22 protein-coding genes are annotated in these 22790 nt (G+C 64.5%); 9 read left to right on the forward strand and 13 right to left on the reverse strand.

Translation table 11 applies throughout. From position 1 onward, the window contains the following. Positions 1–53: 53 nt before the first annotated feature. Both RT460_RS11385 and RT460_RS11390 read right to left on the reverse strand, forming a co-directional pair. A complete protein-coding gene (locus RT460_RS11385; protein ID WP_313319070.1) occupies positions 54–1298 on the reverse strand; it encodes a TIGR03862 family flavoprotein in 1245 nt (414 codons plus the stop codon). Continuing rightward, positions 1282–1713 (reverse strand): FKBP-type peptidyl-prolyl cis-trans isomerase, encoded by a 432-nt coding sequence (locus RT460_RS11390; protein WP_313319071.1) that lies wholly within the window; start codon positions 1711–1713, stop codon positions 1282–1284. The genes RT460_RS11385 and RT460_RS11390 overlap by 17 nt, the downstream gene beginning before the upstream one ends. Positions 1714–1773: 60 nt before the next feature. Here RT460_RS11390 and RT460_RS11395 point away from each other — a divergent pair, with 60 nt between their 5' ends. The 3 genes from RT460_RS11395 (at position 1774) to RT460_RS11405 (ending at position 4174) form a co-directional block, all read left to right on the forward strand. Continuing rightward, complete coding sequence (locus RT460_RS11395; RefSeq protein WP_313319072.1) at positions 1774–2139, forward strand: DUF6164 family protein; 366 nt, start codon at positions 1774–1776, stop codon at positions 2137–2139. 165 nt (positions 2140–2304) lie between these two features. Continuing rightward, complete coding sequence (locus RT460_RS11400; protein WP_313319073.1) at positions 2305–3060, forward strand: sulfurtransferase; 756 nt, start codon at positions 2305–2307, stop codon at positions 3058–3060. Positions 3061–3178: 118 nt separating this feature from the next. After that, positions 3179–4174 carry an LLM class flavin-dependent oxidoreductase gene (locus RT460_RS11405; RefSeq protein ID WP_313319074.1) on the forward strand — a complete coding sequence of 332 codons (996 nt, stop codon included), beginning with the start codon at positions 3179–3181 and terminating at the stop codon, positions 4172–4174. A gap of 98 nt (positions 4175–4272) precedes the next feature. On the opposite strand, the gene RT460_RS11410 is transcribed toward RT460_RS11405, so the two are convergent. Both RT460_RS11410 and RT460_RS11415 read right to left on the reverse strand, forming a co-directional pair. Next, entirely contained in the window at positions 4273–4932 is a 660-nt protein-coding gene (locus tag RT460_RS11410) for an exopolysaccharide biosynthesis protein (protein ID WP_313319075.1), read from the reverse strand. Continuing rightward, positions 4916–6259, reverse strand: a complete 1344-nt coding sequence (locus RT460_RS11415) for a hemolysin family protein (protein WP_313319076.1) — start codon at positions 6257–6259, stop codon at positions 4916–4918. Before RT460_RS11415 ends, RT460_RS11410 begins: the two co-directional genes overlap by 17 nt. Before the next feature lie 275 nt (positions 6260–6534). On the opposite strand from RT460_RS11415, the gene RT460_RS11420 reads away from it, so the two are divergent. From RT460_RS11420 to RT460_RS11445, 6 genes are all read left to right on the forward strand, one after another. Continuing rightward, the gene (locus tag RT460_RS11420; RefSeq protein ID WP_132862713.1) at positions 6535–7161 is read left to right on the forward strand and encodes a DUF47 family protein; all 627 of its coding nucleotides are present in this window, start codon (positions 6535–6537) and stop codon (positions 7159–7161) included. A gap of 12 nt (positions 7162–7173) precedes the next feature. Then, the gene (locus tag RT460_RS11425; RefSeq protein WP_313319077.1) at positions 7174–8295 is read left to right on the forward strand and encodes an inorganic phosphate transporter; all 1122 of its coding nucleotides are present in this window, start codon (positions 7174–7176) and stop codon (positions 8293–8295) included. A gap of 340 nt (positions 8296–8635) precedes the next feature. Beyond that, complete coding sequence (potA, locus tag RT460_RS11430) at positions 8636–9766, forward strand: polyamine ABC transporter ATP-binding protein (RefSeq protein ID WP_313319078.1); 1131 nt, start codon at positions 8636–8638, stop codon at positions 9764–9766. Then, positions 9763–10689 (forward strand): ABC transporter permease subunit, encoded by a 927-nt coding sequence (locus tag RT460_RS11435; RefSeq protein ID WP_313319079.1) that lies wholly within the window; start codon positions 9763–9765, stop codon positions 10687–10689. Before potA ends, RT460_RS11435 begins: the two co-directional genes overlap by 4 nt. After that, positions 10686–11531, forward strand: a complete 846-nt coding sequence (locus RT460_RS11440; protein WP_313319080.1) for an ABC transporter permease subunit — start codon at positions 10686–10688, stop codon at positions 11529–11531. Before RT460_RS11435 ends, RT460_RS11440 begins: the two co-directional genes overlap by 4 nt. 225 nt (positions 11532–11756) lie before the next feature. Further along, positions 11757–13124 carry an NAD-dependent succinate-semialdehyde dehydrogenase gene (locus tag RT460_RS11445; protein WP_313319081.1) on the forward strand — a complete coding sequence of 456 codons (1368 nt, stop codon included), beginning with the start codon at positions 11757–11759 and terminating at the stop codon, positions 13122–13124. A gap of 230 nt (positions 13125–13354) precedes the next feature. On the opposite strand, the gene RT460_RS11450 is transcribed toward RT460_RS11445, so the two are convergent. From RT460_RS11450 to miaB, 9 genes are all read right to left on the reverse strand, one after another. Then, positions 13355–14650: a Xaa-Pro peptidase family protein gene (locus tag RT460_RS11450; protein WP_313319082.1), complete on the reverse strand. Its 1296-nt coding sequence runs from the start codon at positions 14648–14650 to the stop codon at positions 13355–13357. A 28-nt stretch (positions 14651–14678) separates the two neighbouring features. Next, complete coding sequence (locus tag RT460_RS11455; protein WP_313319083.1) at positions 14679–15692, reverse strand: magnesium and cobalt transport protein CorA; 1014 nt, start codon at positions 15690–15692, stop codon at positions 14679–14681. Between the two features lie 14 nt (positions 15693–15706). Next, positions 15707–16903, reverse strand: a complete 1197-nt coding sequence (locus RT460_RS11460; protein ID WP_313319092.1) for a DUF4105 domain-containing protein — start codon at positions 16901–16903, stop codon at positions 15707–15709. 38 nt (positions 16904–16941) lie between these two features. Beyond that, complete coding sequence (locus tag RT460_RS11465) at positions 16942–17820, reverse strand: transporter associated domain-containing protein (RefSeq protein WP_313319084.1); 879 nt, start codon at positions 17818–17820, stop codon at positions 16942–16944. Positions 17821–17890: 70 nt separating this feature from the next. Beyond that, entirely contained in the window at positions 17891–18481 is a 591-nt protein-coding gene (locus RT460_RS11470) for a hypothetical protein (RefSeq protein ID WP_313319093.1), read from the reverse strand. 222 nt (positions 18482–18703) lie between these two features. Further along, positions 18704–19189 carry an rRNA maturation RNase YbeY gene (gene ybeY / locus RT460_RS11475; RefSeq protein ID WP_313319085.1) on the reverse strand — a complete coding sequence of 162 codons (486 nt, stop codon included), beginning with the start codon at positions 19187–19189 and terminating at the stop codon, positions 18704–18706. A gap of 55 nt (positions 19190–19244) precedes the next feature. Next, a complete protein-coding gene (locus RT460_RS11480) occupies positions 19245–20108 on the reverse strand; it encodes a hypothetical protein (protein WP_313319086.1) in 864 nt (287 codons plus the stop codon). 38 nt (positions 20109–20146) lie between these two features. Continuing rightward, positions 20147–21130 carry a PhoH family protein gene (locus tag RT460_RS11485; RefSeq protein ID WP_313319087.1) on the reverse strand — a complete coding sequence of 328 codons (984 nt, stop codon included), beginning with the start codon at positions 21128–21130 and terminating at the stop codon, positions 20147–20149. Between the two features lie 357 nt (positions 21131–21487). Beyond that, positions 21488–22790: tRNA (N6-isopentenyl adenosine(37)-C2)-methylthiotransferase MiaB (gene miaB / locus RT460_RS11490; protein WP_313319088.1), on the reverse strand; the 1303-nt coding region annotated here is incomplete at its 5' end.

The raw sequence follows: 22790 nt of genomic DNA on the forward strand, positions 1-22790 counted from the left end.
AGGGCCGCCGATGGTGCGGCCCTGCGGGTGATGATGAGGCTGCGCGCGCCCAATCAGTTTTCGCTGCCCTGCAGCCAACGCACCACGCCCTCGGCGGCGCGCAGGCCGCTGGCATAGCAGGCCGTGAGCAGGTAGCCGCCGGTGGGCGCTTCCCAGTCCAGCATCTCGCCCGCGCAGAACACGCCGGGCTGTGCTTTCAGCATCAATCCCGCATCCAGCGCCTGCAGCCGTACGCCACCGGCGGTGCTGATGGTTTCGGCCATGGGCCGGGGCCGCAGCAAGGGCAGCGGGAGCTGTTTCAAGGTGCGGGCGACGGCGGCCAGGTCATTGCCGGCATCCTTGCCCAGTACTTCAAACAGCAGGCCCGCCTTCACCGCGTCCAGGCCTGCGGCACGGCGCAGGTGTTCGCCGAAGCTGCGGCCCTTGCGTGAGCGGGACAGGTCGGCCAGCAGGCGCGCTTCGTCACGGCCGGGCACCAGGTCCAGGCTGAGGGTGACAGCGCCGTCGCGATTGAGGGTCTCGCGCAGGTCGGCGGCCAGGGCATAGATCAGGCTGCCCTCGATGCCGTAGGCGCTGACCACGCATTCGCCCTGCAGGGACTGTGGCTGGCCGTGCAGGTCCCGCCAATGTGCGACCACCGGCTTGAGCGGCGCACCGGCGTGGCGGCTGCTGAAATGCGCTGTCCAGGCAATATCAAACCCGCAGTTGGCTGATTGCAGTGGCGCGGTATCGATGCTGCGCGCCTGCAATACCGATATCCAGCTGCCGTCCGAGCCCAGTTCCGGCCAACTGCCGCCACCCATTGCCAATACCGTGGCATCGGCGCGCACGGCGATTTCGCCATCGGCGGTGGCCATGCGCAGGCTGCCGTCGGGGTTCCAGCCCAGCCAGCGGTGCTGCACGTGCAGGCGCACCCCCTGTTCCTTCAGGCGGCGCACCCAGCCGCGCAGCAGCGGTGCGGCCTTGCGATCAACCGGGAACACCCGCCCGGAGCTGCCCACATAGGTCTCCACGCCCAGACCCTGCGCCCAATGGCGCAGCGCTTGCGCATCGAAACCGTCCAGCCAGCTCGCGACTTCGGCCTGGCGTTCGCGGTAACGGCTGTCGAACAGCGGGCGCGGCTCCGAGTGGGTCAGGTTGAGCCCACCCTTGCCGGCGATCAGGAACTTGCGCCCGGGCGAACCCTTGGCTTCGTACAGATTGACCGCCAGCCCGGCTGCGCGCAGGCGCTCGGCCGCGAACAGGCCGGCGGGGCCGCCACCGATGACGGCGACGGTTTTATCAGCGAGCTTTGACATCGAGCAGTTCAACATCGAATACCAGCGAGGAGCCGGCCGGGATCGGGCCGACGCCGCGATTGCCGTAGCCGTATTCGGCAGGGATCATCAAGGTGCGCTTGCCGCCGACCTTCATGCCGGCAACGCCTTCGTCCCAGCCGCGGATGACCTGCTTGTCGCCGAGGTTGAAGCTGAACGGCTCGCCACGATCGACTGAGCTGTCGAACTTTTCGCCGTGCTTGTCGGCGGTGCGTTCGTCATAGATCCAACCGGTGTAGTGCACGCTCACCTTGGTGCCGGGGACGGCCTCGGCCCCGGTGCCGGGCTGGGTGTCGATCTGCTCGAACTTGGCAATGGTGCCGCCCGGCGGCGGGCCTGGCGGGGTGCAGCCGGCGGCCAGCAGGGACAGCAGCAGCGGGATGAACAGACGACGCATGGTGCGCTCCGTTGAAAGGGGCGTGCAGGGTAGCGCATCGCCGCCGGGTATCATTGCGCCATGGCCAAACTGCTGCTCAATCTACGTAATGTCGGTGACGACGAAAGCCACGATGTCGGCGAACTGCTCGACCGCAATGGCATTGCCTGGTACCGCACCGAACCCAGCCCCTGGGGTATTTCCAGTGGCGGCATCTGGCTGCGCGACAACGACGACCAGCCGCGGGCAAAGGCGTTGATGGCGACGTACCAGGCAGAGCGTGGCCAGCGGGTGCGCGAGGAGCGGGCGGCGGCGCTGCGCGATGGCAGTGCGGAGACCTTCAGCTCGATGCTGCGGCAGCGGCCGCTGTTCGTGGTGGCGGTGCTGCTGGGCATGCTGGCGGCGGCGGCCCTGGTGTTGTTGCCGTTCTTCCTGTTGCGGGGGTGAGGGCACTGGTCAGGCCCCTGCCGAGCATGGCTCGGCACTACACCTGCCTTTTGTCGTTCGCCCTCCCTTGCGCCGAAGACGGAGGGGAGGGCTGGGAGGGGTCTAGGTTTCGCGGTGTTTCACGGCTTACGCTACGGTCCATGGAGCGTCGTTTAAACTAGGCGCATGATCGTCAATACCGCCGCCTACCTTTTCGTTCCGCTCGCCGATGCCGAAGCGTTGACTGCCACCTTGCTTGAGCGCGCCCAGGTGCTGGAGTTGCGCGGCACCATCCTGGTGGCCGAAGAGGGCATCAACCTGTTCCTGGCCGGCAGCCGCGACGGCATCGACAGCTTCTACAGCCAGCTCAAGGCCGATGCACGCTTTGCCGACATGCGCATCAAGTACAGCTATAGCCAGATGCAGCCGTTTGCCCGGCTCAAGGCCAAGCTGAAGTCCGAGATCATCAGCTTCCGCCGTGATGACGGGCAGCCCTTGGATTACCCGCGTGCGCCCAGCGTAGCGCCGGCCACCGTGCAGCGCTGGCTGCGCCAGGGTCACGACGACGATGGCAAGCGCGTGGTCATGCTGGATACGCGCAACTGGCAGGAGTTCGCCCACGGCACCTTCGCCGGTGCCTTGACCCTGCCCATCGCCAAGTTCACCGATCTGCCGGCCGCATTGGAGCCGCATCGCGACGCATTGGCCGATGCCACCGTGGTCAGCTTCTGCACCGGTGGTATCCGTTGTGAGAAGGCCGCGCTGTGGATGCAGAACGACGGCATGCACAACGTGTTGCAGCTGGAAGGCGGCATCCTGGGTTACTTCGAGGAAGTTGGCGGCGAAGGCTACGACGGCCGCTGCTTCGTGTTCGACGAGCGCGTTGCCCTGGATGCGCAATTGCAGCCGCTGGTGGATAGCCAGGACGAAGCGCAGGCCTGAGCGCGGTCAGCGGCGGCGGCCCGACTGGGAAACAGTGTCCCGGCACTGTTCCGGCTGATTGCATGGAGAATGCCCAAGGCAGCCCCATGTCGTCTGCATCGCCTCTGGAAACCGCCCAATGATCCTCCTTTCCATTCTTGACCTGGCCCCGGTATGTGAGGGCTCCACGCCACAGCAGGCCTTCGCCAACATGCTGCAGTTGGCCCAGCACGCCGACCGCTGGGGCTATCACCGCTACTGGCTGGCCGAGCACCACAACATGCCGGGCATTGCCAGTGCGGCGACCTCGGTGCTGATCGGCCATGTCGCCGGTGGCACCTCGCGGATACGCGTGGGCTCGGGCGGGGTGATGCTGCCCAACCATTCGCCGCTGCAGGTGGCCGAGCAGTTCGGCACTCTGGCTTCGCTTTACCCCGGGCGTATCGACCTGGGCCTGGGGCGTGCGCCGGGCACCGACCATGCGACCGCACGCGCGCTGCGTCGCTACTTCGACAGTGCCGACCAGTTCCCACAGGACGTGAGCGAGCTGCTGCATTACTTCGAGCCGGTGCAGCCGGGCCAGGCGGTACAGGCCGTGCCAGGCGGTGGTATCGACGTGCCGGTGTGGCTGCTGGGCTCCAGTCTGTTCAGTGCAAGGCTGTCGGCGGCGATGGGTCTGCCGTTCGCGTTTGCCTCGCATTTCGCTCCTGACGCAATGGATGAGGCCTTGGCCTTGTACCGGCGCGACTTCCGCGCTTCGGCACGATTGCAGCAGCCCTACGCCATCCTGGCCTTGAACGTGGTGGCCAGTGATTCGGAAGCGCAGTCGCGGTATTTGTTTACCAGCCAGCAACAGGCCTTCGTCAACCTTCGCCGTGGCCGCCCCGGGCGTATTCCGGCACCGGTGGATGACATCGAAGCGTTTTGGGAGCCGCATGAAAAGGCGGGCGTCGAGCGTGCCCTGGCCTGCACGGTGCTCGGCGATATGGCGCAGGTGGGCGAGGGATTGAAGGCCTTTGCCGAACGGCACCGGCCCGACGAGATGATGCTGGCCGCCAATATCCACGACCCGGCAGCACGCCTGCGTTCGTTCGAGCTGGCGATGCAGGCCTGGCAGCGCGTGGAAGCGGTGTAAGCCATTTTTCCTTCCCCTTCGCATGGCGAAGGGGAGGGGGTTCTGCGGGTAAGACCCCTTGCCGAGCACAGCTCGGCACTGCCTTGGGTCGCCAGCCGTCAGCCGGTCATGCGCTCGAACATGGCAATGCTCTCGCTGATCAGCTGGCCCGAGCCCACCCCGAAGAACAGGCCGGCGGCAATCGCCGCGATCCAGTTGAACAGCATCAGCGCACCATCGCGTTCGATCAGGGCCAACGAGAACAGCAGCAGCTGGAAGCCGAACAGATAGTTGGTGAAGGGGATCGGCAGCGACAGCAGCACGGCAACCATCAGCAACAACAGCCCGGTCAGCATGCGCGCCGGCAAGGGGTCGATCAGCGCGGGCAAGCGCGGTTTCAACATCCGGTCCAAACGCTGCAAGGGGCGGCTGATCTTGCCCAGGAACTTGTGCATGGTGCTGCGCTTGGGGCCGCGCCGGGCGATGAAGCCGGGCAGCCACGGGCGGGTCATGCCGCACAGCAGTTGCACGCCGATCAGGAACACCAGCGGACCGCTGACGGCACCGCCAATGCCGGGGATCGGGATGAAGGAGGGCAGGATGGCGATGAACAGGAAAACCCCGAACGCGCTCTGCTCCAGCCCTTTGAGGATCTGCCCGAGGGTCAGGTGTTCGTCCGGATCGCCGTGCTCGAACATCGCCAGCAGGGTGCGGATGCCCTCGTTGCGGTAGCCATGGCCGGGCGCCGCCGGGTTGTCAGCCTCAACCGGTGGTGTCATCTGCGTCTTCTTCCGGCAGCTGGCGCAGCAGCAGCTTGTCGATGCGTGCGCCGTCCAGGTCGACGATCTCGATGCGCCAGCCTGCCCAGTCGAAGTATTCACCCGCGTGCGGGATGCGGCCGAAGTAGTGCATGCACATGCCGGCCAGCGTGTAGTAGTCGCCTTCCTCGGCGTCCGGCAGCTCGGCGCCATTCATCAGCTCCTGCAGGTCGTCCACCGGCAGCGAGCCGTCGACAAGCAGCGAGCCATCGGCGCGGGTCACCACCAGGGCGTCGTCGTCGGTGTTCTCGGTGGCCTGCAGGCGGCCGACCACGGCCCCCATCAGGTCGGAAATGGTCACCAGGCCCTGGATCTCGCCGTACTCGTCCACCACCAGTGCCATCGACTGGTGTTCTTCGCGGAAGATCTCCAGCAGCTTCATGGCATGGGTGGATTCGGACACGTACAGGGTTTCGCGCAGGTTCTCGAACAGGTTGTGGCTGCCGCTGCTGATGCGGGTGACCAGGCTCTTCACTTCGAGGATGCCGGCGATGTCCTGGTCGTTGCCGCGGTAGACCGGGTAGCGCGAGAACGCATGGTCGCGCATGGCCTGCAGGTTCTTTTCCGGGTCGTTGGTGGTGTCCAGCCAGGCGATGCGGTTGCGCGGGGTCATCAGGCTGTCGGCGGTGCGATCGCCCAGGCGCATGACGCGGTTCATCATGTCGCGCTCGTGGCTGTCGATCACGCCCTGCTCGTGGCTTTCGGCCACCAGCATGCGGATTTCCTCTTCACTGACCGAGGCCGACTCGGTCTTGCCCAGGCCGAGCAGGCGCAGTACCAGTTGGGTGGAGCGCGACAGCAGCCACACGCCGGGGGCGGCAATACGGGCCAGCCAGCTCATGGGCACGGCGACGATGCCGGCGATGTCCTCCGAGCGGGTCAGGGCGACGCGCTTGGGGACCAGTTCGCCGAAGATCAGCGTCAGGTAGGTGATCAGCGCCACCGCCAGGGTCTTGCCCAGGAACTCCGAATACGGCTGGGTAGCGCCGAACAGGGAGAAATTGGCCGACAGCGCCGGGAACAGGGACTGCAGCTTCTGTGCAATGGCGCCGCCAATGGCGTCGCCGCCGTAAACGCCGGTCAGGATGCCGATCAGGGTGATGCCGATCTGCACCGTGGACAGGAAGTTTTCGGGCTTCTCGGACAGGGCCAGGGCGCGTGCAGCGCGTTTGCTGGTGCCGGCAAGCTGCTTCAGGCGGCTCTTGCGCGAGGTCATGACCGACATTTCGGACATGGCAAAGAAGCCGTTGACCAGGATCAGGGCCAATACGATGAAAAATTCAAACACGGGTCTCTCCCCGGGTTGGTGGCGGGGAGGGCGGGTGCTTGCGGAGGCGGCGGTCGCTCAGGGGCGGGGTCCGGCGCTGCGGCGGGGGATAAGGGTCGTCGTCCATAGGGTGCGCCATGCAGGCGCCGGGCAATCTTAGCAAACTCGGGTACGGGGACGGCAACGAGACGTTCACACTTCTCGTTCAGAGAACGCGCCGGGAATACCCTGAATGCCATATAGCCGTCATAATTCCCCTTGGTGCCGTCCCTCCCGCGACGGCGAATAGGCTCCCCATGTTTTCGTTGCAGACCATCTTTGGCTCCGGCAAGCAGTTCTATACCTACCTCGACGAGGCCGCGCAGGCCGCCTATGACAGTGCCAAGGCACTGCACGGGATGATGCGCGAGGCCGATCGTCAGCCGGCGCTGGATGCGTTCAAGCTCGCCCGCCTGCGCGAACGCGCGGCCTCGGACAAGATCAGCCAGGCGCTGGTTGACAGTTTCATGACCCCGATCGAGCGCGAGGACATCGAAGCGCTGGGTTCGGCGCTGTACAAGATTCCCAAGCAGATCGAGAAGTTTGCCGACCGCTATTCGTTGGCCGTGCAGCATCTGGACCAGATCGATTTTGCCCCGCGCGCAGCAATGCTGGAGCAGGCCGCAGGTGTGGTGGTGGAAATGGTCAACGACCTGCGCCACATGAACCTGGACCGCATGACCGCGCTCAATGAAAAGCTGCGCGCGCTGGAAAACGAGGCCGACCGCCTGATGCTGGAGCTGTACCGCGACATCTATTCCGGTCGCCTGGACAACCTGCAGATGTTCCTGCTCAAGGAATTCTTCGAGATCCTGGAAAAGGCCATCGACCGTTGCCGCGAAGCCGGCGTGGTGGTCTACCAGATCGTGCTCAAGAACAGCTGACGGGGACGCTCGATGCTCACCCTCGTCCTGGTGGTGATCCTGGCCGCACTCGTTTTCGAGTTCATCAACGGCTTCCACGACACCGCCAACTCAATCGCCACCGTGGTGGCAACCAAGGTGCTGTCACCCGGCTGGGCAGTGATGCTGGCCGCGGGCATGAACCTGATTGGCGCATTGACCGGTACCGCGGTCGCGCTGACCATCGCCAACGGCCTGCTCAACACCAATGTGGTCGACGTAACGCCGCAGGTGATCCTGTGCGCGCTGCTCGGCGGCATCGTCTGGAACCTGATCACCTGGTGGAAAGGCCTGCCGTCCTCGTCCTCGCACGCCCTGATCGGCGGCCTGTGTGGTGCCGGCCTGGCTGCGGCGCATAACAACTGGGATGCGCTGATCTGGTCGCAGAACGTCGGCAACTGGGCGCAGAACAAGGGCCTGTTGTGGAAGGTGTTCGTGCCCATGATCACCTCGCCGATTGCCGGCTTCCTGCTCGGTATCGTGGTGATGTGCCTGTTGTGGGCGATCATCGCCGGCATGGCCCGCGTTGGCGGCGTGCTGGGGCGCTTGGCCCGGCCGCGTTGGGTCAACGCCTTCTTCGGCAAGGCGCAGATCGTCTCGGCGGCCTACATGGGGTTCGCCCACGGCCACAACGACGCGCAGAAGACCATGGGCATCATTGCCATGACCCTGATCGGCGCGGAGGCCTCTGGCGCATTGAACGACCTGCCTTCCTGGCTGGCCTTCATGCACCCGAACGCCCATGCCGGTGACGGCATCGCCATGTGGATCGTGCTGACCTGTGCCGTGGTGATGGCAGCCGGTACCGCTTCGGGCGGCTGGAAGATCATCAAGACCCTGGGCCACAAGATGGTCAAGCTGCACCCCATCCACGGCTTTGCCGCGGAGACCAGTTCGGCCACCATCCTGACCCTGGCTGCCCACTTCGGCATGCCGGTCTCCACCACGCACAGCATCTCGACTGCGATCATGGGCGTTGGCTTTGCCAAGAACCCCAAGTCGCTGCGTCTGGGCGTGATCGAACGCATCATCTGGGCCTGGATCCTGACGATTCCGGCGGCAGGTGGTTGTGCTTACCTGATCCTGAAGTTCTTTGCCTTGATCGGTTGGCATTGAGTTGACGGGTCAGAGCGCTGAAAACCCGCCGGAGACGGCGGGTTCTTTTTGTTGCGAAGAGCTGCCCCTCTCCCCAACCCCTCTCCCGCAAGGGGAGAGGGGCTTTGAAGCGCTGCAGTTCGTGAGGTTGCTTCAATCTGCAGCGCCTGGCCCCTCTCCCCTTGCGGGAGAGGGGTTGGGGAGAGGGGAGCTCCTGGATCAGGCACAACCATCCCGAAATGCCAGCCCAGCCCAATGTGAAGGCCACATCCCGCCCCAGGCGCCAAAATCGGCGGTGTCCCCAAGCGGCGCGGGGGCTACACTACGCCGGTTTTCCAACCCCCTGTTCCCGGAGCCCTACATGCCCGTTGACGCCAAGCCGGACCCCATCGCTTTGACCAGCGAGCCCGGCTATCTGTCCATTCGCGATCTGCGCAAGGAATTCGATGGCTTCGTCGCCGTCGATGACGTCAACCTGGATGTGCGCAAGGGTGAGATCTTCGCCCTGCTGGGTGGTTCGGGCAGTGGCAAGTCGACCCTGCTGCGCTGCCTGGCCGGCTTCGAAACCCCGACCAAGGGCAGCATCCTGCTCGACGGCCAGCCGATCACCGCGCTGCCGCCGTATGAGCGGCCGATCAACATGATGTTCCAGTCCTATGCGCTGTTCCCGCATATGACGGTGGAACAGAACATCGCCTTCGGCCTCAAGCAGGATGGCATGGCCAAGGACGCCATCACTCGCCGTGTTGGCGAGATGCTGGAGCTGGTGCAGTTGGAGAAGCTGGGCAAGCGCAAGCCACACCAGCTGTCCGGCGGCCAGCAACAGCGCGTGGCGCTGGCGCGTTCGCTGGCCAAGAGCCCCAAGCTGCTGTTGCTGGATGAGCCGATGGGCGCACTGGACAAGAAGCTGCGCTCGAAGATGCAGCTGGAGCTGGTCAACATCATCGAGCAGCTGGGAGTGACCTGCGTGATGGTCACCCACGACCAGGAAGAAGCCATGACCATGGCCACCCGTATCGCGGTGATGGACCAGGGCTGGATCCAGCAGATCGGCAAGCCCGACGACATCTATGAGCAGCCGGCCAACCGTTTCGTCGCCAGCTTCATTGGTTCGGTCAACTTGTTTGAGGGTGTGATCGACGAAGATCTGCCGGAGTACGTCACCGTGCGCACCGCCGATTTCCCGGCGCCGATCTATGTCGGCCACGGCATCACCGGCTATGAAGGCCAGCCGGTGGCGTTCGCGCTGCGTCCGGAAAAGGTCCACATCGCCAAGGATGAGCCCGAGGGCGAAACCAACAAGGCGTTCGGCGTGGTCGAGGATATCGCCTACTTCGGCAGCCATTCGGTCTACCACGTGCGCCTGCCCAGTGGCGCCAAGATCCTGTCCAACTTTGCCAACATGAAGCGCTGGGACAGTGACGGCATTACCTGGAATGACGAAGTCTGGGTGTCCTGGGACGACAACGACGGCGTGGTGCTGACCTCATGAACGCGACCGGGCCGAACCTGCGTGCTTGGCGGCGTTGGCTGCCGGACATCCGTACCGGCGTGATCGGCGTGCCCTACGTGTGGCTGCTGTTGTTCTTCGCCATCCCGTTCCTGATCGTGCTGAAGATCTCGTTCGCGAAGATGGCGGTGGCAATGCCGCCGTACACCTCCATCGTCTCGTACGTGGACAATGCGTTCACGGTCAACCTCAACCTGGGCAATTACACCGCCCTGGTCACCGACAGCCAATATGCGGTGGCCTACCTGAGTTCGATCAAGATCGCAGTGATCTCCACACTGTTGACCTTGCTGATCGGCTACCCGATGGCCTACGTGATCTCGCGCATGTCGCCGTCGGCACGCAACATCGCGATGATGCTGGTGGTGCTGCCGTCGTGGACCTCGTTCCTGATCCGCGTCTACGCCTGGATCGGCATCCTCGACAGCAACGGCCTGCTCAACCGCACCCTGATGAGCATTGGCTTGATCGACGAGCCGCTGCGCCTGCTCTACACCCCAGTCGCGGCCTACATCGGCATCGTCTACTGCTACCTGCCATTCATGGTGCTGCCGCTTTACGCCAACCTGGTGAAACTGGACAACCGCCTGCTGGAGGCTGCCTACGACCTGGGCGCCAAGCCTTGGCAGGCGTTCCTGCGCATCACCTTGCCGTTGTCGCGCAGCGGCATCATTGCCGGTTGCATGCTGGTGATGATCCCGGCGGTGGGTGAGTTCGTGATCCCGGAAATGCTGGGTGGCCCGGACACGCTGATGATTGGCCGCGTGCTGTGGGGCGAGTTCTTCAACAACCGCGACTGGCCGTTGGCTTCGGCGGTGGCCATTGTCATGCTGATCCTGCTGCTGATCCCCATCATCATCTTCAACCGGTCCCAGCAGCGTGAGCTGGAAGGGAAGCTGGCATGAGCATGGCCCGGCGTAGTTCGTGGTTGGGCTGGAGCGTGCTGCTGCTTGGCTTCGCGTTCCTGTACCTGCCGATCCTGTTGCTGATGGTGTATTCGTTCAATTCCTCGCGCCTGGCGACGGTATGGGCGGGGTTCTCCACGCAGTGGTATGGCGAGTTGTTCCGCGACCGCCAACTGCTGGAGGCCGCCTGGATAAGCATCAAGATCGCGTTCTGGACCGCGACTGCGGCCATGATCATTGGCACCATGGCCGCGATGGCGATGACGCGTTTCAAGCGTTTCCCCAGCAAGACCATTTTTGGAGCGTTGGTGACTGCGCCGTTGGTAATGCCGGAGGTGATCATCGGCCTGTCGATCCTGCTGATGCTGGTGTCGATGGGCGGGCTGTTCGGCCTGCCGTCCAAAGGCGTGGTGGCGATCTGGATCGCCCACGTGACCTTCACCATTTCGTTCGTGACGGTGGTGGTGTCGTCGCGCCTGCAGGAGCTGGACCGCTCGCTGGAAGAGGCGGCCATGGACCTGGGTGCCAACCGGCTGAAGGTGTTCTTCCTGATCACGCTGCCGATCATTGCCCCGGCCTTGCTGTCCGGTTGGCTGTTGGCCTTCACCTTGTCGCTGGACGACGTGGTGATTGCCAGCTTCGTGGCAGGCCCCAGCTCGACCACGTTGCCGATGAAGATCTTCGCTTCGGTGCGCATGGGCGTAAGCCCGAAGATCAACGCCCTGGCCACGCTGATGGTGCTGGCGGTCTCCACCGTCGCGGTGATCGGCTGGTGGATATCGGCACGCGCCGAGAAGCGGCGCCAGCGCGACATGCAGCTGGCGCTGCAGGAAAACGGCTGACCTGACCGGTAGCGCCGAGCCACGCTTGCAAGACCTCACCCGTAGTGCCGAGCCATGCTCGGCAGGGGCTTCACCGGTAAAGCCCCCTTTGCCGAGCATGGCTCGGCACTACAGATGAGTCCCCTTCGCCGAGCATGGCTCGGCACTACAGGCTTCGGCGGGATTTACCTGTCCGCAACACTCGCGGGGCTACCATTCCTGCATTCGTTGAATGCAGGTGACCCCATGGCGTCGTACAAGACCATCAATCCCTTCAACGGCCAGGCTGTGCGCACGGTCGAGCTGATGAGCAGTGCTGCCATCGAACAGCGCTTGGCCGCTGCCGAATCGGCGTTCCCCCAATGGGCTGCGTTGTCACTGGCGCAGCGCGGCGACTACCTGCGCAAGCTTGCGGCCGGTTTCCGCGCGCGCAAGGACGATATCCAGGCCACGATGACGGCCGAGATGGGCAAGCTGCGCCGCGAGGCCTTGGCCGAGATTGAAAAGAGCGCAGCAGCGTGCGAGTACTACGCCGACCATGCGGCCGACTATCTCAAGCCACAGCCGATCCCCACCGAGGCACAGAACAGTTACGTCACCTACCAGCCCATCGGTTGCGTGATGGCGGTGATGCCATGGAATTTCCCGATCTGGCAGGTGATCCGCTTTCTCGCCCCTGGCCTGATGGCAGGCAATGTCGCCTTGCTCAAGCACGCCAGCAACGTGCCGGGTTGTGCGGACCTGTTGCGTGAGGCGGTTGCCGCTGCAGGCATTCCCGAAGGTGTATTCGACGTGCTGCATATCGACAACGAACAGGCGGCCGAAGTGCTGCGCGACCGCAGGATCAAGGCGGTCACGCTGACGGGCAGCGAACGGGCAGGGCGCTCGATTGCCTCCAATGCGGGGGACCAGTTGAAGAAGTGCGTGATGGAGCTGGGTGGCAGCGATGCCTTCGTGGTACTGGATGATGCCGATCTTGAACTGGCAGTTGCCGCCGCGGTGAAGTCGCGTTTCGACAACGCCGGCCAGACCTGTATCGCCGCCAAGCGTTTCATCCTGGTCGAATCGATTGCCGATGCGTTCGTGCAGCAGTTCGTGGCCGCAACCAAGGCGCGCGTCTATGGCGATCCGAACGACGATGCGACCTCGCTTGCCCCCATGGCGCGTGCCGACCTGCGTGATGAACTGCACAAGCAAGTGTTGGAAAGCGTCAACAAGGGCGCAACGGTGCTGTTGGGTGGCGAGCCGGTCGCGGACAGCCACGCCGGCTACGCGGCCACCATCCTGGACAATGTGGGCCCGGGCATGCCGGCTTATGCGCAGGAGCTGTTCGGTCCTGTCGCGGCGGTCATCCGGGTCAAGGATGAAGCCGAGGCCGTGCGCGTGGCCAATGACACCAGCTTCGGCCTGGGTGGCAGCGTGTGGACCGCGGATGCCGCTCGCGGTGAGAAAGTGGCCCTGCAACTGGAGTGCGGTGCTGCCTTCGTCAATTCCGTGGTGAAGAGTGATGCCCGGCTGCCGTTTGGCGGCAGCAAGCGCTCGGGCTTCGGACGCGAACTGGCCGACCACGGTATCCATGAATTCATGAACATCAAGACCGTCTACATAGCCTGACGCCACACCGTCACGGGCGGCGCAAGCCGCACACCCCCCGGGACGGGGCTGCAATCAGCTCGCAAGTGCAGCTGGCCCTGTCCCTCGCTGTGCGAACAGCTTGCCGGTGAATGTCATCGTTTGACCTTGCTTCCTCCCTTTCGCGCGACGAAGGGGAGGCTTGGCTCCAACAAGACGTATCGCTACCGACCCAGTACTGGCGTTGCGGCTTGCGCCGCTGCTGCGGGTGGTCAGCCGAAGGGTTGGTCGATCGAGCGACTCTGCGGTGTCATGAGGGCTGCGCCGTCTTCGGTGACATAGAGGATGTCCTCCAGACGCACGCCGAAACGGTCCGGGATATAGATGCCGGGTTCGTCGCTGAAGGTCATACCGGGCTCCAGCAGATGCTGGTTGCCGCGCACCAGGTAATCCCATTCGTGCATGTCGATGCCGATGCCATGGCCCAGCCGGTGGCTGAAATAACGGTAGTCGGGTCCGTAGCCGGCATCGCTGATCACCTTGCGCGCGGCGGCATCCACATCGCCCATGGCAACGCCGGGACGTGCGGCCTTCAATGCGGCGGTCTGTGCCTGCAACACAATGTCGAAGACCTTGCGGATTTCGTCGTTGGGTTGGCCCAGCACCACGGTGCGGGTGATGTCGCTGGTGTAGCCACCGGCGCGGCAGCCGCCGTCGAAAATGATGGGCGTGCCTTCAACGAGGTGCTGCGGCTGGTCCGAGCCATGCGGAGAAGCGGTGTACTTGCCGACGTTGACGCTGGCGTCGCCCTTCAAACCGGTACGCGCATAGGCCATCGCCAGCAGGCCGCGGATGTCCTGTTCGGTCATGCCCGGCTTCAGTGCTTTCCACACCGCCTCGTACACGGACAGGGTGGTCTCGTTGGCCAGCTTCATCAATGCCAGTTCGGCCGCGCTCTTGACCCGGCGGCAGCCGGAGACCACCGGCCAGGCTGGTACCACCTTGGCCTGTGGCAGTGCGTCGGCAATGCCCTTGGCGCGGAAGTAGGGCACAGCTTCCTCCATGCCGAGGGTGCCGGTGGCATGGCCCATGTCACGCAGCACCTTGGCGACCAGGGCGTAGGGATCTTCGTCTTCCTGCCAGCCGCGCACATCGTTGCCGAGCTTGATCTGCTCCAGCGTGCGCACCCGCTCGAATTCAGGCGTGACGTAAACCGGTTCGCCCTTGCGTGGCAGGATCACGCCAGTCAGGCGCTCGCTGTCCCACCAATGCATGCCGGTGAAATAGGTCAGCGAACTGCCGGCACCGATGAACACGGCATCGATGCCATGTTCGGCCATCAGCCGCTGTGCCTTGGCTACGCGTGCGATGCGCTCATCGTTGCCGATCGGCACCACCTGCGCGGCCACCGATGTCAGTGTGCGCATGGACGCGGGCAGTGCTGCATCGGCGGCCTTGTCTTCGGCTTGCGCGTTGGCCAGCTGCGACAATGGCAGCGAGGCGGCGCCGGCAATCAGCGTGCTGCGCAGGAAACGGCGGCGCGATGGGTTGGAGTGCGGGTCGTGCATGGTTTGCCTCGTGAGGTGGGTTGGCCGGTCACAGCCAGCCGGAACGCTTGAACAACTTGTACAACACCACGCAGATCGCACCGACGCCTACCATCAGCAGCGGGTAAGCGTAGCGCCCGGCAAGTTCCGGCATATGCGCGAAGTTCATGCCATACCAACTGGTGACCAGGGTCGGCGCCGCCAACAGCGCCGCCCAGGCGCCCAGCTGTTTGACCGTTTCGCCCTGCGCCAGGGTTACCAGCGACAGGTTCACGCTCAAGGCTGTGCCCAGCATTTCGCGCAGGGTGTCGATGGCGTCGTTGACCCGCGCGGCGTGGTCCTGCACATCGCGCAGGTACAGCCGGACTTCCTCGTTGATCAACTGGCCTTGGCTGCGTTGCAGCTGCGCCATCGCGTCCTGCAGCGGGGCGACTGCCAGCCGCATCTTGTTGAGCTCGCGCTTGAGCTCATACAGGCGGATCACCGTGCGCCGCTTGTAGCTGTCGGCAAAGATGTCCTTTTCCAGCAGGTCCAGGGTGTCGCGGAAGCTGTCGGTGATCGGCGAGTAATTGTCCACCACCGCGTCGAGCACCGAGTACAGGCAAAACGAGGGCCCCATGGCCAGCAGTTCGGGTTCGCGCTCCAGCCGTGCCCGCACCGGTGCATACGACAGCGAGGCGCCATGGCGCACCGTCACCAGGAAGCGCGGGCCGAGGAAGGCATGGGTTTCGCCGTAGCGGATGCGCTCGTCCACCACCTGCGCGGTGTGCACCACCACGAACAGCGAGTTGCCGTAGGTCTCGATCTTGGGCCGCTGGTGCGCCTTGCGCGTGTCTTCGATGGCCAGGGGGTGCAGGTCGAATTCTTCCTGCACCTTGTCCAGGACCGCGTCGCTGGGCTCGTACAGGCCAACCCAGACGAAGCCCGCGTTGTCATCGGCCAGTACGTCGCTGATGCTGTCCAGATCCAGCGCACGCTGGCTGCCGTCGGCGCCGTACCAGGTGCAATTGATCACGCAGGCCGGATTGGCCTGGACGGGAGAAGGTGTAATGCCGGTTGTCATCCCGGCATCGTGCCTCAGCTGGCCGGTTGCGCCAAGCTGCGCCGCGCGAGGATCAGCGCCAACGCCACGTGGATGGGTAACAGCAACACGATCCACTGCATGTTGAACTGGGCCTGCAGTGACAGCCAATGCAGGGGCAGGGCCAGTACGGCGATACCGCTCACCACCCACAGCAGGGCCCGGAACCAGGCGCCTGGTTGGCGCCCGCGCAACAGGCTGTACGCACCGGGGATCAGCAGCAGCGCCAGTGGATTGAGCAGCAGCAGGTTGCGGTTGGCCCAGGCTGCGTAGTGCTCGCTGAACCCCCACAGGAAGGTCAACAGTGCCCCGGCAATGCCGCAGAACAGCCAGAACAGCAGCGCAAAAGCGCCCACTGCGCGTGGTTTGCGGCGGCCGGCAAACAACGCCGCGGCGACCGCCAGCCCGATCAGCAGCCAGGGCCACCAGGCGCGTTGTTGTTCCTTGGGCTCGGCCGCGAGGCGCTGCGGCAACAACTGCTGCTCCGTCTGTACCAGCGGCCGGCCTTCGCTGTTGCGTGCCTCACGCAGGCTGTCGGCCAGGCGCATGGGCACGAAGGCTTCCTGCCAGCGCGACAGCGGCTGGTCCGCATTGGGGCCAAGGCCCAGGTCGAAACCCAGCCACATCCAAGGCGAGGGCGAGGCCAGACGCACCGATTCACTGCGATAGGTGTTGCCGCGCGAGCGGCCGGCCAGCTGCGATTGCAGGGCGCCGCCCATGGCCTGGTCCAGGCTGTCGCGCACCATGGTGGCGCAGTTGGCGGTGAAGTAGTCGTAGCGGTAACGCGCGTTCTCGGGCTTGGCCCGCTCGGCCAGGGCGGCGGCCAGCGTGCTGGCTTGCGCGGGCGGCAGGTCGAGCCACTGGATGCTGGCGCCACGGCCAACGTCGCGGTATTGCGCCAGGTCTTCGTCCAGCGGCAGCGCCACCAGGTAATACATCATCCGGCCGCGGAGGAAATTGCCGATGAAATCGGGCTCGGACGGATCGAAGTAGCCGAAATTGTAGGACGTTGCCTGGCCGCTGGCCGGGTCCATCACCACCAGCGCATCGTGGCCAAAGCGTTCGAAGAACACTTCGCCGGGCAGCATGGTCACCACGCCGATACGCGGTGCCGGTTGGGTGCTGGATTCGCTGGGTGGGTTGGCGACGGTTTGTGCGCTGCTGGCCATCGCGGCCAGCAGCAGGAACAACATCGCAAACGCGGACAGCAGCCGCGGCAGGCGCAGGGTGATCAATCTTCGTCCTGGTCTTCAGGCGGCAGGATGGTGACGTGGAAGGCCTGAACGCGGCGGGCATCGGCCTTGGCCACGCGGAACACGAAGCGTTCCAGGGTCAGCTCGTCGCCGATTTCCGGCAGGTGGCCAACCGCCTCGGTGATCAACCCGCCGATGGTGTCGTAGTCATCATCGGAGAACTCAGCGCCAAAGCGCTCGTTGAAGTCACCGATGGTGGTCAAGGCATCCACCACATAGCGGCCATCGGCGAGGATGGCGATCTGCGAGGTGTGGTCCTCGGTCTCGTCATGCTCGTCGTCGATCTGGCCGACGATCTGCTCCAGCACGTCTTCGATGGTGACCAGGCCGGCGACGCCGCCGTACTCGTCGACCACGATCGCCATGTGGTTGCGCGAGAGCCGGAACTCCTTGAGCAGCACATTGAGCTTCTTCGATTCCGGGATCAGCACCGCCGGCCGCAGCAGCTCGCGCACGCTGGCATGGCTGTTATCGGCGACCACGCCGCGTAGCAGGTCCTTGGCCAGCAGGATGCCAAGGATGTCGTCCTTGTTCTCGCCGTGTACCGGGAAGCGGGAGTGGCCCGATTCGACCACCTGCTTCATCAATTCGATGAAGGGGCAATCCACCGGCAGCGACACCATGTGCGAGCGCGGGATCATCACGTCGCCGACGGTCAGCTCGGCCACCGAAATGGCGCCTTCCATCATCCGCAGGGTGTCGGCGGCGATCAGGCCGTCCTGCTGTGCGGTCTGCAGGATGGTGACCAGCTCGTCGCGGGTGTGGGGTTCGCTGGAGAACGCCGAACCCAGGCGCTCCAGCCAGCTACGTTTCTTCTCGCCGTTTTCCGGCGAGGTACTACTGTCGTCTTCAGACATCTCTTGGTTTGACTGCACCCGGCACGCCGGGCGTTCCGGCAAGTCTAGCAGGATGTTTGCCGTGCCCTGTTCAAACCCCGGCCGCTGGCGAGGTCTGGATGCTGGGCGTGGTGGTAGCCGGCGCGGCGGGGGCGGTCGGCGGGGCTGGCGCCTCGCCCTCGGCAGGCTGGTCCAGGCTGTAGGTACAGCCGGCAAGGGTCTTGCCCGGATGGGATTTGACGTTGGATACGCCCAGGACCACCGACTCGATCAGCGCTTCACCGGTCTTGGCATCGTTGACATCGCGGCTGACCAGCTCGCGGCCGGCCATGAACTTGTCGTCGGCGTCGTAGCCGACTTCCAGCTCCAGTTGCTTGGCCAGCGGGCGGGGGTCGGGCAGGTCGAGGATGGCAATGATGGTGCCGCCGGCCATGGCGACGTGGTCCGAGCGATGTCCGAATACCGTGATCGGCGTGTTCAGCTGGTACTCGGCCATGAACAGGTTGCCCTGTGGCAGCGGCCGCCAGCCGAGTGCGACGGCCTTCAAGGGATCGTTGACCACCGGCGCCAGCGCTGCGAAGTCGCTGACGCCCTGGCGGCATTCGATCAGTGCCGGCAGGTCGATGGCGGTCTGGGCGTGGGCCGCCCCGGCGGCGAAGAGCACAAGTGGCAGCAGACGGATTGGGCGCACGGCTTTCGATCGGCAGAAGTTCTGCAGGGGATGATAGCGATATCGCGCCGGCGTGGTGTGCGGGTTGGAGCGGTGTGAGCCGCGAAGCCAGGGATTGATCAGCGCCGTTGATAACTGCGATCAGCAGCTGTTACTGCGTTCGCCACCTGCAGCCTGCTGTACCGATGTCTCCGGCAGCGCGCTTGCCGAGCATGGCTCGGCACGACAGTTGGCTCAGCGCTCGCCTGCGTAGGGGTCGCCGATGCCCAGCTCGGCCAGGATTTCGCGCTCAAGCTGCTCCATGGCCTCGGCTTCCTTGTCGTCTTCGTGGTCCCAGCCCAGCAGGTGCAGCACGCCATGCACGGTGAGATGGGCGTAATGGGCGTTCAGCACCTTGTCCTGCTCGCCGGCTTCGCGCGCTACCACCGGTGCGCAGATCACCAGGTCGCCGAGCAGTGGAAACTTCACGCCCTTGGGCAGGCCTTCCGGGATGTCGGCTGGGAAGCTGAGCACATTGGTGGCGTAATCCTTGCCACGGTAGTGGCGGTTCAGGGATTGGCCTTCCTTGGCGTCGACCAGGCGGATGGCCAGGTCGGCTTCACGGATGCGCCCCTTGAGGGCGGCAGCCACCCAGCGGCGGAAGCTCACCGCGGCCGGCAGGCCGGCGCGGGGCAGGGCGTAGCTGACAGCTACATCAAGGCGGACAGGGCCCTTGGTCATGGCAGGTTCCAGCAATCAGGCAATACAGAAGGCACAGTATCGCGCGGCAAGCGTGTCACTGCGACTTCCATTCGTCGGCGGTGTAGCTGATCTGGATCACTTCGCTGTCGGAGCCAGCCTGGGGCAGGTCTGCTTTGTCGGCCGTTGGATGGCAGCTGCGACTCATCGCCTCGGTAATTTGTTGGACCATCGATACAGTGAGGGCTTCCGGCGATGCATCCGGTGAGAGTTCGATTGTTGCATTGGCGCAGTCGCCGATGTTGGCCACCCGCAGGGCGGGGATCAGGGTCTGCGCTGCGCGGTCTGCAAGCGCGTCAAATGCATCCTGGGAGATCCGTTCCTGCGCGGCACTGGCGCGCAGCTTGAAGTAGTAAAGCTGCTTATAGAACAGGTAGCCGCTGGAATACATCGGCCAGTTATTTGGTTGCAGATTCATGCGCAGCTGCAGCTTGCGGCCGGTGACCTGACCGGCCTCCGCCTCGGCCTTGATCGCAGCAGCATCGATGTCGTTGGCCGGGACCGCGACAGGGGCAGTGGCCTGCAAGGGGAAGCTGCTGTCCTGCAGTTCCTGCAGGTTGGTGTAGGTCCCCTGGTTGACGGCCTGCTTCAGGTCGTCACGAAAGGCTCTCATCCCGCCTTCTACCGCCGTGGCCTGCGGCATGCGGCCGGCCGGGTAGACATAGACGTCGAAACGGACTTCCTGATGATCCTTCAAGGCATAGCGAAAGCCAGCGCCGGAATACTTCTGCTCCGGGTCATAGCTGGCGTCTTCCAGTTCGAACTCGCCTACGTGGTGCGGCGCTATCAGATAGCTGGTTTCGACGTACGGGCGTGCAGCGGGTTGCTTGGACGCGGCGATGGCCGGCAGGCCGGCAGCCAGCAACAGGGCGCAGGTGAACAGCGGGTATGAGCGGGACATGGCACCTCCTGTGCTTCACGGGAGGTGCCAGTCTAAGCTCAGTCCGCGCCGGGTTTGACCTGCTGCAGGTCGCGGCGGTCGTACGCGTTGACGATGCGAGCGACCAGCGGGTGGCGGACCACATCGCGCGCTTCGAAGAAGGTGAAGCTGACGCCTTCGACGTCGCGCAGCACCTCGATGGCGTCGCGCAGCCCGGATTTGACGTGCTTGGGCAGGTCGGTCTGGGTCAGGTCGCCGGTGACGACGGCGGTGGAGCCGAACCCCAACCGGGTCAGGAACATCTTCATCTGCTCGATGGTGGTGTTCTGCGCTTCGTCCAGGATCACGAAGGCGTCATTGAGCGTACGCCCACGCATATAGGCCAGCGGGGCGATCTCGATGACGTTCTTCTCCAGCAGCTTGGCCACCTTTTCCACGCCCAGCATTTCGTACAGCGCGTCGTAGAGCGGGCGCAGGTAGGGGTCGACCTTCTGGGTGAGGTCGCCGGGCAGGAAGCCCAGCTTCTCGCCGGCTTCCACTGCCGGCCGCACCAGGATCAAGCGCTGCACGCGGGACTCGTTCAGCGCTTCCACGGCCATTGCGACGGCAAGGAAGGTCTTGCCGGTACCGGCCGGGCCAATACCGAAATTGATGTCGTGGGTGGTGATCTGGTGCAGGTACTTGGACTGGTTGGCACCGCGGCCACGTACCGTGCCGCGCTTGACCTTGATCGCCACTTCCTGCGCTTCATAGGCGTGGTCCACCACCTGCGCGACATTGGCCTGGTTCAAGCGCAGGTGGATGGCATGGCTGTCGAATACGGTATCGGCAGCCTCGACATACAGCGCCTTGATCAGCTTCTCGGCCTCGGCGGCGGTCTTGCCCGGCCCGCTGACGCGGAACACATGGCCACGGTTGGCGATCTCCACGCCCAGCTTCAACTCGATCTGGCGCAGGTGTTCGTCGAACGGGCCGCTGAGATTGGCCAGGCGCTCGGTATCGGTTGGTTCCAGGGTGAAGTCGTGATGGTGGCTAGTGGTCATCGTGATGGCAGCTCGGTTGTCGGCGGCGCCGCGGGGCCAGGAGGTGGCCGGATCGGCGGTTGCCTGCAGGGGGCCAGTTCTCCACAGCAGGTGTGGATGTGGCGGCGACGAAGCTGTGGATATCGTGGCGCAGCCCTTGAAATACAAGGGGGTGGCCCGGTTTGGTCAAAAAACTGCCATGCCCGGCAGGCTTGTCCACATTGGGTGTGGACCGAGCGTGCACCAACATGTGGATAACCGCTCGCAGCCCAGCAATGACGGACCTCTCGGTCGTGTGGCGAAAAAATGACCGGGCGCCGGCCGAGCCCGCCAGCCCGGGCGCGCTGGTGCTTGCCCGGGCTGCGGCGTTGCGGTGGCTCAGTCCTGCGTTACCACCCGGCCGCGCAGGGAGTTGCTCAGCGCTTCGGTAATCAGCACATCGACGAACTGGCCGACCATGCGCGGGCTGCCGGGGAAGTTCACCGAGCGCATGTTCTCGCTCTTGCCGGTCAATTCGTTCGGGTCCTTGCGCGAGGGGCCTTCGACCAGAATGCTCTGTACGGTGCCCACCATCCCGCGGGAGATGCTGGCGGCATGTTCATTGATCTGTGCCTGCAGGCGCGACAGTCGCGCGTGCTTGTCGGCCTCGCTGGTGGTGTCTTCCAGATCGGCGGCCGGGGTGCCCGGACGGCGCGAATAGATGAAGGAGAAGCTCTGGTCGAAGCCCACGTCCTGGATCAGCTTCATGGTCTTGTCGAAGTCGGCGTCGGTCTCGCCGGGGAAGCCGACAATAAAGTCCGAGCTGATCGAGATGTCCGGGCGCACCGCGCGCAGCTTGCGGATCTTTGCCTTGAACTCCAGTGCCGTGTAACCACGCTTCATCGCGCTGAGCACGCGGTCGCTGCCGGCCTGTACCGGCAGGTGCAGGTAGTTGGCCAGTTTCGGCACGTCGCGGTAGGCATCGACCAGCGAATCGCTGAATTCCAGCGGGTGCGAAGTGGTGAAGCGGATGCGGCCGATGCCGTCGATTTCAGCAAGGGTGCGGATCAGCAGGCCGAGGTCGGCAATCTCGCCGTCGCCGTAGGGGCCACGGTAGGCATTGACGTTCTGGCCGAGCAGGTTGATTTCACGCACGCCCTGGGCGGCCAGTTGCGCGCATTCGACCAGCACATCCTCGAATGGACGGCTGACCTCGGTGCCGCGGGTGTAGGGCACCACGCAGAACGAGCAGTACTTGGAACAGCCTTCCATGATCGAGACGAAGGCCGATGGGCCTTCGGCGCGCGGCTCCGGCATGCGGTCGAACTTTTCGATCTCGGGGAAGCTGATGTCCACCTGCGGCTTGTTCTGCTCGCGGCGGGCCCGGATCAGCTCCGGCAGGCGGTGCAGGGTCTGCGGGCCGAACACCAGGTCGACATACGGCGCGCGCTTGACGATGGCTTCGCCTTCCTGCGAGGCCACGCAGCCGCCGACGCCGATGATGACGTTGCGGCCATTGGCCTTGAGCTCCTTCCAGCGGCCGAGCTGGCTGAACACCTTTTCCTGCGCCTTCTCGCGGATGGAGCAGGTGTTGACCAGCACCACGTCGGCTTCTTCGGGGTTGTCGGTCAGTTCCAGGCCCTCGGAGGCGGCCAGCACGTCGGCCATCTTGGCCGAGTCGTACTCGTTCATCTGGCAACCG

This window comes from Stenotrophomonas sp. (assembly GCF_032061965.1).
Lineage (GTDB): Bacteria > Pseudomonadota > Gammaproteobacteria > Xanthomonadales > Xanthomonadaceae > Stenotrophomonas.